This is a genomic window from Nocardia lijiangensis NBRC 108240, from assembly GCF_001613045.1.
Taxonomy (GTDB): Bacteria; Actinomycetota; Actinomycetes; order Mycobacteriales; family Mycobacteriaceae; genus Nocardia; species Nocardia lijiangensis.
This window is the reverse complement of record NZ_BDBP01000004.1, coordinates 78538-95495: the sequence shown is the minus strand read 5'-3', so window position 1 is coordinate 95495 and position 16958 is coordinate 78538. Positions and strand designations below refer to the sequence as shown.

The following is a 16958-nucleotide window of genomic DNA, read 5'->3' as shown; positions in this document are numbered from 1 at the left end:
TGGCGCCACGCCCGACCATACGGCCTATGTAGTCGTCAGACCAGGGTTGATTGTTACCTCGCTGTTGCCCCATCATGACCGACCAGCTGAATTGTGATCGTCTCCGGCCCCGGGAAGTCGTGACGAAAGTCTCGGTCCGATCTCGGCGAACGCCTCCGGCGAGGTCATCTGGTCGTGCGTCGCCTGGATCGGGTGATCGGCGACGACGCCGTCGACGAACGGTTGCCACTTGTTCGCCGAGGTCTCCGGGTCGATGCCGTGCACCAGGTTCTCGCCGAGAATCCGCGCGCTGAAGTACTCCAGCCTGCCCCGGAACACGCCGGGCCGGTGCTCGGCGATCAGCTCCGACGAACGGACCGCGCTGCGGTAGATACGACGCAGCCGTTCCGGCGTCAGCACGGCGAGCTCCGGCGGGATGGTCGCGTGCAGCGCGGCCAGCGAAGCATCGCTGAGATCGTGGACGTCACCGTCGCCGAGCAGGTCGTCGGCGCCGATGCCGATCTCGGCGAGCGCACCGCGCAGCGCGGTGCGGAAATCGGCGACGCCGATGTCGTGGTGGCTGTCCAGCATGGCGAGCAGCGCCACCCGCTCCCCCGCCGCCTGCAGCCGGACCGCGACCGCGTGCGCCAGGATGCCGCCGAGCGACCAGCCGAGCAGGTGGTAGGGGCCCTGCGGCTGGACCGAGCGGATCTCGGCGAGGCAGCGCGCCGCCATGGCGTCGAGCGACTCGGGCAGGTAGTCGTCCTCGGAGAGCGCGGGCGACTGGAGTCCGATGATCGGACGCGACCGGTCCACGTGCGGCACCAGGCCCGCGTAGCTCCACGACAATCCGGCCATCGGATAGAAGCAGAACAGCGGCTCGGCGGAGCCAGTGCCGCGGATCGGCAGCAGCGGGCCGAGGGCGGCGGCCGAATCGGTCGCGTAGTCGACGCCGTTCTCCTGCGCGGTGCTGATCTTGGCGGCCAGCGCGGCGACCGTGGAATCGGTGAAGAACCACTGCACCCGCACCTCGGCGCCGGTGAGCCCGCGCAGCCTGCCGACGACGCGGGTCGCGACGAGCGAGTTGCCGCCGAGATCGAAGAAATCGTCGTCGGCGCCCACGGTGTCCACGCCGAGCACCTCGGCGAAGACCGCGGCGACGGCCTGCTCCATCGGCGTCACCGGTGCGCGGTAGGCGCGGGCCGCGAGCTGGGGCTCCGGCAGCGCCCTGCGGTCCAGCTTGCCGCTCGCGTTGAGCGGCATCGCCGTGAGCGGCACGATCGCCGACGGCACCATGTACGCGGGCAGCGCGGCGCGTGCGTGCGCGAGCAGTTCGTCGATGTCCACCGCGGAGCCGGGCACCGGGACGACGTAGGCCACCAGCCGGTCGCCGGTGGCGAGCCGCACCAGCGACACCGCCACGTGGCGCACCTCGTCGTGATCGGCGAGCACGGCCTCGATCTCGCCGAGCTCGACGCGCTGACCACGCAGCTTGACCTGGAAGTCGGTGCGGCCCAGGTATTCCAGTGCCGCACCGTCGCTCGCGGCGTGCCAGCGCACCACGTCACCGGTGCGGTACAGCCGCTCGCCGTCCTCGTGCGCGACGAAACGTTCCGCGGTGAGCGCGGGGGCGCCGTGGTAGCCGCGGGCCAATTGCACACCCGCGACGTACAGTTCGCCCGCCGCGCCGAGCGGCACCGGCCGCAGCTGGCGGTCGAGCACAAGCACCCGGGTGTTGGCCACCGGCGTGCCGATCGGCACGGCGGAACCGCGATCCGCCCGGCCGGGGTGCGCGGTGACGACCGTCGCCTCGGCGGGGCCGTACCAGTTCACCAGCTCGGCCTCGGGCAGCCCGGCGGCGAAGGACTCGGCCGTTTCCGCCGAGAGCGCCTCACCGGCCGCGAAGACGCGCCGCAGCGCCGGGTAGTGGACGTCCTCGTCGACGCCGTCGAGGAAGGCGTCCAGCATGGACGGCACGAAATGCACCGTGCTGACGCGGTATTCGACCATGACGCGGGCCAGGTAGGCCGGGTCGCGATGCCCGTCGGGCTCGGCGATCAGCACGGCGGCGCCGGTCTGCAACGGCCAGAACAACTCCCACGTCGAGATGTCGAAGGTGATCGGCGTCTTGTGCAGCACCACGTCGGAGCCGTCGTGCGGGTACGCGCGCTGGGCCCAGCGGAACTGGTTGGCCATCTGCCGGTGCGTGATCGCCACGCCCTTCGGGCGACCGGTCGAACCGGAGGTGTAGATGACGTAGGCGACGCTGTCGGCCCGCACGGTCGCCTCGGCCATCGGCACGGCGGTCGCGGCGAAATCGAGCGTGTCCACCGCGATCACCGGGACACCGGTGGCGGTGCCGAATCCGGTACGCGCCGTGGTCAATACGCACACCGGGGCGGCCCCGGCCAGCACGTACTCGCTGCGCTCGACCGGATGGTCCGGGTCGACGGGGACGTACGCGCCGCCCGCGCGCAGCACGGCGTAGATCGCGACGACCAGGTCGACGCTGCGCCGCATCGCCACGGCCACCAGCGATTCCGAGCCGACGCCGCGCGCGGACAACTCCCGCGCGAGCCGCCGCGACCTGGCGTCGAGTTCGGCGTAGCTGATCCGCTGGTTGCCGAAGATCAGCGCCGTCGCGTTCGGCGTGCGGGCGACCTGGGCGTCGAACAGCGAGAGCAGCGTCGAATCGTCCAGCAGCTCGGGCACTTCGGTGGCGTTGCGGGCGGCGAGCGCGGTGCGCTCCTGCGCGAGCAGCGCGTCGACCTCGCCGACCCTGGCGCGCGGCTCGGCGACGAACGCGCCGATCAGCATGGCCAGCCGGTCGGCGAGCATCCGCGCGGCGGCCTCGTCGAACAGGTCGCGCAGGTACTTGATCTCGACGTGCAGCTGCTCGCCGAGCGCCACGATGACCGACACCGGGTAGTGCGTGCCGTCGGCGACGTGCACGCCGCTGACGCTCATGCCGTCGATCGCGCTGGCGCGCCGCAGTCCCTCCCGGTCCACCGGGTAGGACTCGAACACCACCAGCGAATCGAAGAGCCCGTCCACCCCGATGGTGTCCTGGATTTCGCTCAGGCCCAGGTAGTGGTAGTCCAGCAGCGCGGCCTGCTCGCCCTGCAGCGTGCGCAGCAGCTCGGCGAGCGTCTGTCCCGCGCCGAGGCGCACCCGCACCGGAATGGCGTTGAGGAACAGGCCGACCATGGTCTCCACGCCGTCCAGCTCGGCGGGCCTGCCGGACACGGTCGCGCCGAAGACCACGTCGTCGCGGTCGGTCAGGCGTCCGATGACCAGCGCCCACGCGGCCTGCACCACGGTGTTCACCGTGACGCCCGCGCGCGCCGCCGCACCGGTCAGCGCCGCGGTCTGGTCGGGCGAGAAGACGAAGTCGACTTCGCCGATGCCCGCGGAGATCTCGTGGTTCGCCGCACCCGCCAGCGGTGTCGGCTCGGCGATGCCCGCCAGTGCCGAGCGCCACGCCTGCCGCGCCGTGTCCTGATCCTGCGCGACCAGCCACTCGAGGTAGTCGCGGTACGGCCGGATCTTCGGCAGATGACGGGAGCGGACGCCGAGCGCGTAGACGGTCAGCAGCTCACGCATGAGCAGCGGCACCGACCAGCCGTCGAGCAGGATGTGGTGGCTGGTCACGATCAGGTGGAACCGATCGGTGGCGGTGCGCAGCAGCGTGAAGCGCAGCAGCGGCGCGGTCCGCATGTCGAAGTGCTGCGCCATGTCGGCCGCCTTGATCCGCTCGGCCTCGCTCGCCGCGACGGCCGGATCGAGGTGATTCAGCGCGATCTGGCGCCACGGCACCGTGACCGAATCCGGCACCACCTGCACCGAGCGGCCGTCGCCGGTGTCGGCGAAGGCGACCCGCAGGTTCGCGTGCCGATCCAGCAGCGCCTGGGCCGCGGCGTGCAACCGCGCCGCGTCCACCGTGCCGTCGAGATCCAGCACGAACTGCAGCATGTACGCGTCGATCGAGGCGTCGGCGAGCTGGGCGTGGAACAGCATGCCCGACTGCAGCGGCGTCATCGGCCAGACGTCGCCCAGCTCCGGGTACGCGCCGCCGAACCGGTCCAGATCGGACTGGGTGAGCCGCACCAGCGGGAAGTCCGACGGCGTGTAGCCGCCCGCGCCGGGACGCAGTGCGTGTTCGGCGAGGCCGCCGAGAGCCCGGACCCAGTGCTCGGCAAAGGTTTTCACGTCATCGGCGCTGCACGCGGCCGCGGCGAAGTCGAACCTGGCGCGCAGTCCCTCGCGGGTGGCCTCCACCACGATGTCGAGCAGCAGGTCCTCGGCCGCGGCGTCGGTGTGCATCTTCGCCGGGCGCAGGTCCCGGTAGCGCAGCCGGATCAGGCCCGCTCCCGGCAGTTCCGCCGCGCCGTTCAGGTGGCGCAGCAGGCCGTAGCCGACGCCGCCGGAGGGCACCGAGCGGCGCAGTTCCTTGATCTGGCCCAGCGCGACGCCCGCGGCCGGGCCGCCGATCAGCGCGTCGGCGATGTCGACGCCGGAAAGCTCCAGCGGCAGCGGGTAGTCGGTGGTGAAGCCGCCGACCAGGTCCGAATGCGCGCGGTCGCGTGCGTCGGCGGTGAGCCGGACCACCGAACCCGCGGCGCGCGCGAGGTTTTCCTGCCCCGCCGTGCGCAGAGCGATGGCCAGCGCGGTCAGCAGCACCTCGTCGACGGTGGCGTGGTAGGCCTGCGCCATCGTCGTGACCGCCGCAGCCCCTTCGGTGGTGATGGTGAGCGACACCCGCGAGCGAATCGAAAGATCGGCTCCCGCAGGCGGTTGCGTCGTCACGTCGGCCAGAGTCCGCTGCCACCAGGACAGTTCGGCCACGGTCGCCGGATCCTCGGCCTTCGCGGCCAGGCCGCGCAGCACCGTGCCGAGACCGGATTCGGTCGCCTCGGGCGCGGCGTGGCGGTGCCGCGACCAGCCCGCGGTGAGCTGGTCGATGACCATGCGCCACGAGAGGTCGTCCACCACGAGGCCGTTGGCCACGACGACCAGCTGTGCGGCCGTGTCCGGGCCCATCCGGACGAACCGGATGTTGCGTCCCTGCGTCGGATCCAGCGCCAGCGCGGCGGCCTGGACCACGTCGTCGAGCGGGACGGCGGCGGCGTCCTCCAGCAGATAGAACGGCTGGTCGTCCGGCGTCGGCGCGGCGGGCAGATCGAAGGCCGCGGCGACGCCGTCGGCCGCCGGGCACAGCCGCACCCACAGCATCGGGTTCTGTTGCAGCACCGCGTCGATCGCGGCGCGGACCATCGGCACCGGGCGATCGGCGGGCACGTCGAGCACGATCGCGCGCACCTCGACGCCGTCGGGCCGGGCCGCGAGCAGGCGCGCGGCTTCCGGCGTGAGCGGCAGCTCGCCGGTCTGCTCCTCCGCGGCCGACGACGCCGAGGTCGCGAGCGCGGCGAGCGCCGCCACCGTGCGGGCCTCGAAGACGTTGCGCGGGGTGAACAGCACGCCGTTGGCGCGCGCCCTGGCCACCACCTGGATGGACACGATGCTGTCGCCGCCGAGCGCGAAGAAGTCGTCGTCGGCGCCGACGCGGTCGATGCCGAGCACCTCGCCGATGACCGCGGCGATGATCTCTTCCTGCGCCGTCCGCGGCGCGCGGTATTCGCGAGTCGGCAGCACCGGCTCGGGCAGCGCCGACCGGTCCACCTTGCCGACCGAGGTGAGCGGCAGTTCGTCGAGCACGACGACGGCCGCGGGCACCATGTACTCCGGCAGCTGGTGCCCGAGCTGCGCGACGAGCGCCTCGGTATCGAGTCGCGCGCCCTTCACCGGCACCACGTAGGAGACGAGAGTCATTGCCCGTCCGCCGGATTCGCGGCCGACGGTGATCGCGAAGTCGACGCCGGGTTGCGCGGTGAGCGCGGCATCGATCTCGCCGAGCTCGATGCGGAAGCCGCGGACCTTCACCTGGAAGTCGGTGCGGCCCCGGTATTCCAGCTCGCCGTCGGCGTTCCAGACCACCAGGTCGCCGGTGCGGTACATACGCGCACCCGGCTCACCGGAGACCGCCGCGGCGATCGGATCGGCGACGAAGCGGTCGGCGGTGAGCCCCGGCCGCGCGAAGTAGCCGCGCGCCAATTGCGCACCCGCCAGGTACAACTCGCCCGGCACGCCGACCGGGACGGGACGCAGCATGGCATCCAGCACGTAGACGCGGCTGTTCCACTCCGGCACGCCGATCGGGACGGAGCCCGCGTCGGCGTCGGTGACGGGATGGTTGGTGATCGAGACAGCCGCCTCGGTCGGGCCGTACAGGTTGAACAGCTCGGTGCCGCCCGCGCGGACCCGCTGGGCCAGCGCGGCGGGCAGCGCCTCGCCGATCGCCAGCACCCGCCGCAGCGACTCGGGAAGCCGCCCTTCGGATTCGGTGAGCAGCGCGTCCAGCATCGACGGAACCACATGCAACGTGGTCACACCCGTCGAACGCATCAACCCGTTCAGGTACACCGGATCCCGGTGCCCGTTCGCGGTCGCCACCACGAGGCGGCCACCGCTGACCGCGGCCGACCAGAACTCCCACACCGACAGGTCGAACGTGGCCGCGGTCTTCAGCAGCACGACGTTCCCGCTGTCCAAACCGAATTCGGCCGACTTCCACAACAACTGGTTCACGATCGCACCGTGCGGCACCGCCACACCCTTGGGCTGACCCGTCGAACCCGACGTGAAGATCACATACGCCGTATTCGCCGCAACCAGAACACCATTGCGCTCGCCCGCCGCGATCGGCGCGGGCGAGAAAGCCGTCAGGTCCAGCGCGTCGAGCGACACCGTCTCCGCGGCGGCGCTGGCGAAACCGTCGGCCGCGGTGGTCAGCACGCAGCGCGGCGCCGCGGTGTTCAGGATGTAGTCCACCCGCTCGGCAGGCTGCGCCGGATCGATCGGCACGTACGCCGCACCGGCCTTGGCTACTGCGTACATCGCGATCACCAGATCCGCCGAACGACGAATGGCCAACGCCACCCGATCCTCCGGACGCACACCGCGACCGATCAGGTACCGCGCCAACCGGTTCACCCGGGCATCCAGCTCGGCGTAGGTCAGGTCGCGCAGGCCCGCGGCGGTGTCGGCGACGAGCGCCGTGGCGTGCGGCGAACCGGCCACGGTCGCGTCGAGCAACGACACCAGGGTCGCCTCGGTGTCCACCGCGTGCGCGGTGTCGTTCCAGGACCGCAGGATTCGCTCGTTCTCCTCGGCGGAGAGCAGATCGATCTCGCCCACCGACACGGCGGCGTCGGCGATCACGGCGTCGAGCACCCGCTCGAACCGGTCCGCGAAGCCCTGCACCGTGGCCTCGTCGAACAGGTCGGTGGCGTAGCTGAAGTCGGCGACCAGTTCGGCGGGTGCCCCGTCCGGGGCGTAGCGGTCGGTCACCGTCAGCTGGAGATCGGTCTTGGCCAGCCTGGCGTCGAAATCCACCGCGCCGACCGTCAATCCGGGCAGCTCGAAGGTGGTCTCGGCGAGGTTCTGGAACGAAAGGCCGATCTGGAACAGCGGATTGCGCGCCGTCGACCGCGCCGGGTTGAGCACCTCGACCAGGCGCTCGAACGGCACGTCCGCGTTGGCGAACGCCTCGAGGTCACGCTCGCGCACCTCGGTGAGCAGGTCGGCGAACCGCTCGCCGGGCCGCACCCTGGTGCGGAACACCACGGTGTTGACGAACATGCCGATCAGATCGTCGAGTTCGCGCTCACCGCGGCCCGCGAGCGGGGTACCGACGGCGATGTCGTCGGTGCCGGAGAGGCGTGCGAGCAGCACTGCGAGCGCCGCGTGCACCACCATGAACAGCGACGCGTGGTTGGCGCGCGCCAGCTCCTGCAACGCGGCGTGCTGATCCGCCGAGATCACGGTGCGCAGCGCAGCGCCGCGGAAGGACTGCACCGGGGGACGCGAGCGGTCGGCGGGCAGCTCCAGCTGGTCGGGCAGCCCGGCCAGCGCCGTGCGCCAGTAGGAGATCTGCTGGGCGGCAATGGATTCCGCGTCGTCCTCGGAGCCGAGCACCGCGTCGTGCCACAGCGCGTAGTCGGCGTATTGCAGCGGCAGCGGCGCGAAACTCGGCGCCGCGCCCGCGGCTCGGGCCGCGTACGCCGTCATGACGTCGCGGGCCAGCGGGTTCATCGAGGCGCCGTCGGCCGCGACGTGGTGCACCACGATCGCGAGCACGTGCTCGGTGGGCGCCAGCCGGAACAGCGTCACGGCGAACGGGACTTCGGCCGTCACATCGAAGGTGGTGAGGGCGAAATCGACCACCGCGGAGTGCAGATCGCCCTCGCCGATGTCGACAGGGACCAGTTCGGCGGGCAGTTCCGACGCGGGATGGACGATCTGGCGTGGCGCCTCGTCCGATCCCGGGTAGGTGGTGCGCAGCACCTCGTGCCGCGCGATCACGTCGGCGATCGCCTGGCCGAGCGCATCGACGTCGAGTGCGCCGGTCAGGCGTACCGCGAGCGGGATGTTGTCGACGGCCGACGCGGCGGTGTCGAACTGGTTGAGGAACCAGTAGCGCCGCTGCGCGGGCGAGAGCGGAATGATCTCCGGCCGCGGACCGGCGACCAGCGCGGGCCGCGCCGGGGCGGCCGCCGCGCTCTGCGCCAACCGGGCGGCCAGACCGGCCACGGTGGAGGCGTTGAACAGTTCGCGCACCTCGAGACGACCGCCAAGCGCGCTGCCGAGGCGAGCCATCACCTGGGTGGCGATCAGCGAATTGCCGCCGAGCGCGAAGAAGTCGTCGTCCGCGCCGATCGGCTCCTCCGAACCGAGTGCCTCGCCGAACAATTCGGCGATGAGCTGCTCGAGCGGGCCGCTGGGCGCGCGGAACTCCTTGACCTGCAACTGCGGTGCGGGCAGCGCGCGCCTGTCCAGCTTGCCCGCCGGGGTCAGCGGGATCTCGTCGAGCACGGTGATGGCGGTCGGGACCATGTGGCGCGGCAGCGTCTCTTCGGCGAACGCGGTCAGCGTCGCGACGTCCACCAGCGCACCCGGCGCGGCGTGCACGTAGGACGCGAGAATCGTCGTGCCGCCGTCGAGTTCGTGCCCGACGGTGACGGCGAAGTCCACGCTGTCGTGGGCCGCGAGCACCGCGTCGATCTCGCCGAGCTCGATGCGGAAGCCGCGCACCTTCACCTGGAAGTCGTTGCGGCCCAGGTACTCCAGATCACCCTTCGTGGTCCAGCGCACCAGGTCGCCGGTGCGGTACATCCGCGAGCCGTCGGCGGTGAACGGATTCGCGACGAAGCGGCTCGCGGTCAGGCCGGACTGGCCGCCGTACCCGCGCGCCAGCTGCGCACCCGAGACGTACAGCTCACCGGCCACCCCGGTCGGCACCGGACGCATCCGCTCGTCGAGCACGTACGCGGCGACGCCGCGGATCGGCGCGCCGATGGTCACCGGCACGTCGGGCGTCATCGACGAGGTCACGTTGGTCATGACCGTCGCCTCGGTCGGACCGTAGGCGTTGAAGAACTGCCGCATGCCGCGACCGACCGGAACAACCCAGCGCCGCACCAATTCCGGCGGGCAGGCCTCGCCACCGGTGATGAGGACACGCAGGTCGTCCAGACCGGCCGAATCCATGGAGGCGAGGGCCGCGGGCGTCACGAAGGCGTGCGTCACCCGCTCGCGCCGCAACAGTTCCGCCAGGCCCGCGCCGCCGTAGACGTCCGGCGCGGCGACGACCATGGTCGCGGCCCCGCCCACCGCGAGCAGCAGCTCGAGCACCGAGGCGTCGAAGGACGGGGACGCGAAGTGCAGCGTCCGCGAACCGGGGGTCACCCGATAGCGTTCCCGCTGCTCGTCGCAGAAGCCCGAGAGACCCGCGTGCGTGACGACGACGCCCTTCGGGGTGCCGGTCGAGCCGGAGGTGTAGATGACGTAGGCCGGGTGCTCGGGCCGCAGCGGCCGCACCCGGTCCGCATCGGTGACCGGCTTGGCCGAATACACCGCGAGCCCGCTGACGAATTCGATGTCGTCGAGCAGCAGCCATTCGACGAGCCCCGGCAGCGCGCGCTGGGCGTCGGAGACCGTCAGGCCGAGCACCGCGCCCGAGTCCTTGACCATGTGGCCGATGCGCTCGGCCGGGTAACCGGTGTCCACCGGCACGAACGCGGCGCCGGTCTTGGCCACCGCCCAGACCGCGAGCACCGATTCCACCGAACGCGGAATGCCAACGGCCACCACGTCGTCCGGGCCGATGCCGCGGTCGATGAGCAGCCGCGCCAGCAGCGTCGAGCGCAGTTCCAGCTCGGCGTAGCTGAGGTGGCCGTACTGCTCGGCGGCGTCGGCCACCACGACCGCGATGCCTTCCGGGTTGGTCTGCACCGCGGTGCGCAGCAGCTGCGGCAGCGTGACCTCGCGCGACACCGGAATCCGGTTGGGGCGCAGCCGGTCCCGCTCGAAGGGCTCCAACAGGTCGAGCGCGCCGACGCGCTGCTGCGGGTCGGCCGCGACCGCACCGGCCACCATGGCGAGGCGGCGCGCGAATGTACGCACGGTCGCCTCGTCGAAGATGTCGGTGGCGTAGGTGAAGACGGCGGCGAGCTCGGCGGGCGAACCGTCCTCGCGGTGGCGCGGTTCGACGTTCAGCAGCAGGTCGAACTTCGCCGCGATGGACTCCGAGTCCAGCACGCCGACGGTCAGCCCCGGCAGCTCCAGGGTCGGGCGTTCCAGGTTCTGGAATGCCAGAACCGCTTGGAACAGTGGGTTGTTCGCGCTGGCGCGGCCGGGCGCGACGGTCTCGACGACGCGCTCGAACGGGATGTCGGCATTGGCGAACGCCGTCAGATCCGTCTCCCGCGCCGCCTGGACCAGCTCGGCGAAGGTGGCGTCGGGATCGACCGTCGTGCGCAGCGTCAGGGTGTTGACGAACATGCCGACCAGGTCGTCGAGCGCGCGGTCGCCGCGGCCCGCGATGGGGGTGCCGATGGCGACGTCGGAGTCGCCGGTGAGGCGCGCGAGCAGCACGGCGAGCACGGCGTGCAGCACCATGAACAGCGACGAATTCTGTTCCCGCGCAAGGCGAGCGAGTTCGCCGTGCACCTCGGCGGGCAGCCGGAAGCCGACCGAGGCCCCGCGCATCGACGGCACGGGCGGGTGCGGGCGGTCCTGCGGCAGCGCCGCGGCGCCGGTGAGGCCGGCGAGCTGCTCGGTCCAGTACGCCAATTGCCGTGCGGCGACGGAATCCTCGTCGTCCACCACACCGACGACGGCGCGCTGCCAGAGCGCGTAGTCGGCGTACTGCACGGTCAGCGGCGCCCAGCCCGGGGCCTCGCCCTCGGTGCGGGCGATGTAGGCGGTCATCAGGTCGCGGGCCAGCGGCGCCAGCGAGGCGCCGTCGGCGGCGATGTGGTGCGCCACGAGGACGAGCAGGTGCTTGTCCGCGACGCCGCCGTTGAGCAGCGCGATCCGCACCGGAGGCTGTGCGGTGACGTCGAAGCCCGCCGACATCAGTTCCACGACCCGGCCCATGATGCCGGTCGGCTGCTCCACCGCGAGCCCGCCGGGCAGCGCGTCCGCGACGGTCAGGATCTCCTGGTACGGCAGCTCACCGACGTCGGCCGCCGGGTAGCGGGTGCGCAGCGCCTCGTGCCGCTCCAGCACGTCGAGCACGGCCTGCTGGAGCGCGGCCACGTCGAGCCTGCCCGCCAGCTGAATGGCGAACGGGATGTTGTAGGCGGCCGAATCCGGATCGATCTGGTTGAGCACCCAGATGCGCTGCTGGGCCAGCGAGAGCGGCACCAGCTCCGGGCGGACGACAGGCACCAGCGGCGGCCTGGCGTCACCGGGCTCACCCGGCACGACACGCGCGGCGAGCGCGGCCACGGTCGGGGCCTCGAAGATCTCGCGGACCTCGATGTTCGCGTCGAGCGCCGCGTTCAGCCTGGCCACCACCCTGGTGGCGAGCAGCGAGTTGCCGCCGAGGGCGAAGAAGTCGTCATCGAGTCCGACCTCGTTCGCACCGAGCAGCGCCGCGAACACCTCGGCGACGGTCTGTTCGATGGGCGTGCTCGGCGCGCGGAACTCCGAGCCGCCGCCGAACACCGGCGACGGCAGGGCCTTGCGGTCCAGCTTGCCGCTGGGGTTGAGCGGGAAGGCGTCGAGCACGACCAGCGCCGCGGGCACCATGTAGGCGGGCAGCACCGCCGCGAGCTCCTTGCGCACCGCCTCGGCGTCGAGCGACGAATCCGGTTCGGCGACAACGTAACCGACCAGCTGATCACCGGCATGCGCATCCGAACGCAACACCACCACCGACTGCGCGACACCCGGCTGCGCCAACAGCGCCGCCTCGATCTCACCCAGCTCGATACGCAGACCACGCAACTTCACCTGGAAGTCGGTGCGGCCCAAGTACTCCAGCTCACCGGCACCGGTCCACGTCACCAAGTCGCCGGTGCGGTACATCCGGGCACCGGCCGAACCGTACGGATTCGCCACGAAACGATCGGAGGTCAGGTCGCTGCGGTTCAGGTAGCCCAGCGCCAGCTGGTCACCCGCCAGATACAGCTCACCCGCGACACCCGGCGCGACCGGATGCAGACGCGAATCCAGCACGAACACCTGGGTGTTCCACACCGGACGACCGATCGGCACCGTCACCTCGTCGGTGTCGATCACCTCGTGATAGGTGACGTCGACGGCGGCCTCGGTCGGGCCGTACAAGTTGTGCACACGCGCACCGGTCAGCTCACGCAACCGCTGCGCCGTCGGCGCGGGCAACGCCTCACCGGAGGCGAACACCTGACGCAACAGCGGCGCGGCAGCGCCGTCCGCCAGCGTCGCGACGAACACCGACAGCATCGACGGCACGAAATGCGCCGTGGTGACGTTCTGTTCGAGCATCACCGTGGCCAGGTACACCGGATCGCGGTGACCGTCCGGCTTCGCCACGACCAACCGCGCACCGACCTGCAACGGCCAGAAGAACTCCCACACCGACACGTCGAACGTCGCCGGAGTCTTCTGCAACACCACATCATCCGCGCCGAGCGGGTATTCGTGCTGCATCCACAGCAGGCGGTTCACGATCGCGCCGTGCGCGACGGCCACGCCCTTGGGGCGGCCGGTGGAGCCCGACGTGAAGATCACGTAGGCGGTGTCGCCCGGCCGAATCGGCCGCGCCCGTTCGAAATCCGAGATCGGTGCCGATTCGAACCCGTCGAGGTCGAGCGCGTCGACCGCGAGCACGGGTGCGGCGGTGGTGCCGAAACCGTCGCGCTCGGTGGTGAGCACGAGCGCGGGCCTGGCCGTTTCCAGGACGTAGTCCACTCGATCGGCGGGCTGGTCCGGGTCCAGCGGAACGTAGCCCGCTCCGGCCTCCAGCACCGCGTACATCGCGACGACCAATTCGGTGGAACGCCGAATCGCCAGTGCCACCAGGGATCCGGGGCCGACGCCTTGGGCGAGCAGCAGCCGGGCCAGGCGGTGCACCCGCGCGCCGAACTCCGCGTAGGTCAGTCGTTCGTCCTCGAACACCAGCGCCGTCGCGTACGACGTCGCGGCGCGCTGGCGCTCGAACAGCGAGACCAGCGTGGCGGCGGGTACCGGGCGCGCGGTGTCGTTCCACCCGGTGAGCACGGCGGCGCGCTCGGCGGGCGTGAGCAGATCGATGTCGCCGATCACGGCGGTGGGGTCGCCCGCGATCGCGGCCAGGATCAGCCCGAAGCGGTCGGCGAACCCGCGAATCGTCGCCGGGTCGAAAAGGTCGGTGGCGTAGGTGATCTCGGCCGAGATACCCGCGGGCGCGCCATTGGCGTCCAGCTGCTCCGCCAGCGCGAGCTGCAGGTCGAACTTGGCCAGCGGCACCGCCATGTCCACACCGGACACCGTCAGCCCCGGCAACGCCAGCTCCGTGCGCGCCAGGTTCTGGAAGGTCAGCATCACCTGGAACAGCGGATGCCGCGCCGCCGAACGCACCGGGTCCAGCAGCTCGACGAGCCGCTCGAAGGGCAGGTCGGCGTGGCCGAAGGCGGCCAGGTCGCCGTGGCGGACCGCGTCGAGCAGCTGATCGACGGTGGCGGCCGGGTCGACGTCGTTGCGCAGCACGAGCGTGTTGACGAACATGCCGATCAGATCGTCCAGCGCGGCGTCGCCGCGGCCGGCGACCGGCGTGCCGATGGCGATGTCCCTGGTTCCCGACAGCCGGGCCAGCAGCACCGCCAATGCGGTGTGCACGGCCATGAACAGCGTCGAATGATGGCGCTGGGCCACCGCGACGAGCGCGGCGTGCACCTCGGCGTCGATCTCGAAGCGAAGCACGTCGCCGCGGTACGAGGCGGCCGACGGGCGCGGACGGTCCGCGGGTAGCTCCAATTGCTCGGGCAGCCCGGCCAATTGCTCCCGCCAGAACACGATCTGCTGCGCGAGCACCGACTCCGGATCGTCCTCGGCACCCAGCACCTCACGCTGCCACAGCGTGAAATCGGCGTACTGGACCGCGAGCGGAGCCAGCTGGGGCGAGCGACCAGCGACGCGGTCCGCGTAGGCGGTCATCAGGTCGCGGGTCAGCGGGCCCATCGAGAAACCGTCACCGGCGATGTGGTGCACCACGCACACCAGCACGTGCTCGGTCTCGCTCAATGCCAACAGGCGCAACCGGATCGGCGCTGCCGCGGTCACGTCGAAGCCCTCGGCCACGGCTGCAGCGACCAGGTCGAACAGCTCCGCCTCCGCGGCGGGTTCGGCGATCAGTTCCGGCAGTGCGCGCGGATCGTCGGCAGGCAGCACGAGCTGGTATCCGACGCCGTCGAATTCGGGGTAGATGGTGCGCAGTACCTCGTGCCGCTGCACCAGGTCACGCACCGCCGCGCCGAGCGCGGTCGCGTCGAGGGCGCCCGAAAGCCGCACGGCGACGGGGATGTTGTTGACCCCGCTGGCCGGATCGAAGCGGTTCAGGAACCACATGCGCTGCTGGGCGTACGACAGCGGGATCTGCTCCGGACGCGGCTGCGGCTCCAGCGCGCGGCCGAGCGCCGACCCCGCGTGCTGTTCCAGCTGCGCGGCCAGCCCGGCCACCGTGGAGGCGTCGAAGAGCAGCTGCATCGGCACTCGCGTGTCGAGTGCCGTGCCGATCCGCGCGATGGCCTGTGCGGCGAGCAGCGAGTTGCCGCCGAGGTCGAAGAAGTCGTCGTCCGCGCCGACGCGGGCGTCCGGGTCGTCCGGCAGCAGCAGGGCCGCGAACACCTCGGCGACGATCTCCTCGGTCCGGGTCGCGGGCGCGCGGTACTCCTTGACCGCGAAGACGGGCTCCGGAAGCGCGCCGCGATCCAGCTTGCCCACCGGCGTGAGGGGGATCTCGTCCAGCACCACGATCGCCGTGGGCACCATGTAGGCGGGCAGCGACTGGCCGACGAACGCGGTGAGCGCGTCGGTGTCCACGGTCGCGCCGTGCCGCGGCAGCACGTACGACACCAGCGCGGTCGCGCCCGAGGGCAGCGATCGGCCGAGCGTCGCGGCGAAGTCGACGTCCGGGTGCGCGGTCAGCGCGTTGTCGATCTCGCCGAGCTCGATGCGCAGGCCGCGGATCTTCACCTGGAAGTCCGAGCGGCCCAGGTACTCGATCGTGCCGTCGATCTCGCTGCGGCGCACCAGGTCACCGGTGCGGTACAGCCGGGAGCCCAGCTGTCCGGTCTCCGCGCCGAACGGGCTGGCGACGAAGCGTTCCGCGGAGAGTCCCGGCCGGTTCAGGTAGCCCTGTGCCAGCGCGGGGCCGGACAGGTACAGCTCGCCGACGACACCGGCGGGCACCGGGCGCAGCCGGGTGTCCAGCACGAACGCGCCGACACCCGGGATGGCCGAGCCGATGGTGATCGGCTCGTCGGGGTGCATCGGCGCGGTGCTGGTGGCGAGGATGGTGGCCTCGGTCGGGCCGTAGCCGTTGTAGAACTCGCGGGTCCCGTCGGCCCAGCGCGCGACGAGTTCCGGGCCGAACTTCTCGCCCGCGACCACCACGACGCGCAGGTCGTCGAGTCCGGTGGCGTCCACCGACTCCAGCGCGCCCGGCGTGATCAGCATGTGCGTGACGGCTTCGCGACGCAGCAGATCCGCGAGCTCGTAGCCGCCGAACACCTTCGGCGGCGCGATCACCAGGGTCGCGCCCGCCGAGAAGGTCAGCAGCAGTTCCAGCACCGATACGTCGAAGTTCGGCGAGCAGACGTGCAGCACCCGCGAATCGCCGTCGACCCCGTAGTGGTCGCGTTCGGCGGCCACCAGACCGGCGAGGCCGGTGTGGGTGACGACGACGCCCTTCGGCTTACCGGTCGAACCGGAGGTGTAGATGACGTAGGCCGGGTGTTGCTCGTTCAGGGCGCGCACCCGGTCGGCGTAGGTGATCGGCCACTCTTCCCTGGCCAGGATGCGCTCGGCCACCACGGGGTCGTCCAGCTCGATCCAGTAGACGCCGGTGCCGAGCGCACGCCGGTGCGCCGCGGTGGTCAGACCGAGCACGGCCTTGGAGTCGGAGACTATGTGCGCGATCCGGTCCGGCGGATAGGCCGGATCAACCGGCACGTACGCCGCGCCGGTCTTGGCGATCGCCCACACCGAGAGCACCGAGGCGACGGACCGCGCGATGCCGATGGCCACCACGTCGCCGGGGCCGATGCCTCGGTCGATCAGTTCCCTTGCCAACCGGGAGGAGTCCTCGTCCAGCTGACGATAGGTCAGCTCGACGGCGGTCTCGGGATTGTTGGCGGGGTCGAAGCGCACCGCCACCTCATCGGCAGCGGACTCCACCGCAGCAGTGAGGAGCTGCCCGAAAAGTGGACTACCTGGCCTGCGGCGACGACTACCACGTGTAGAACGGCGGGCAGTTTCCATTCGAGCGTATTCACCTCTCGTCGAGCTATCACCGCGACCGGACGCAGATCAGTCCCCGCCCATACTGAACTGCCATGGTCGGTGCGGTCCGAGCAATCACATCAGTCTAGGCGGGCAGCCGCAACAGGCCGACC

At 71.3% G+C, this 16958-nt stretch carries 1 protein-coding gene; it reads right to left on the bottom strand.

Annotation, left to right across the window (positions count from 1 at the left end; translation table 11 throughout):
- Window positions 1-72: 72 nt before the first annotated feature.
- A complete protein-coding gene (locus tag NL1_RS01815; RefSeq protein ID WP_067833415.1) occupies window positions 73-16824 on the bottom strand; it encodes a non-ribosomal peptide synthetase in 16752 nt (5583 codons plus the stop codon).
- Window positions 16825-16958: the final 134 nt, after the last annotated feature.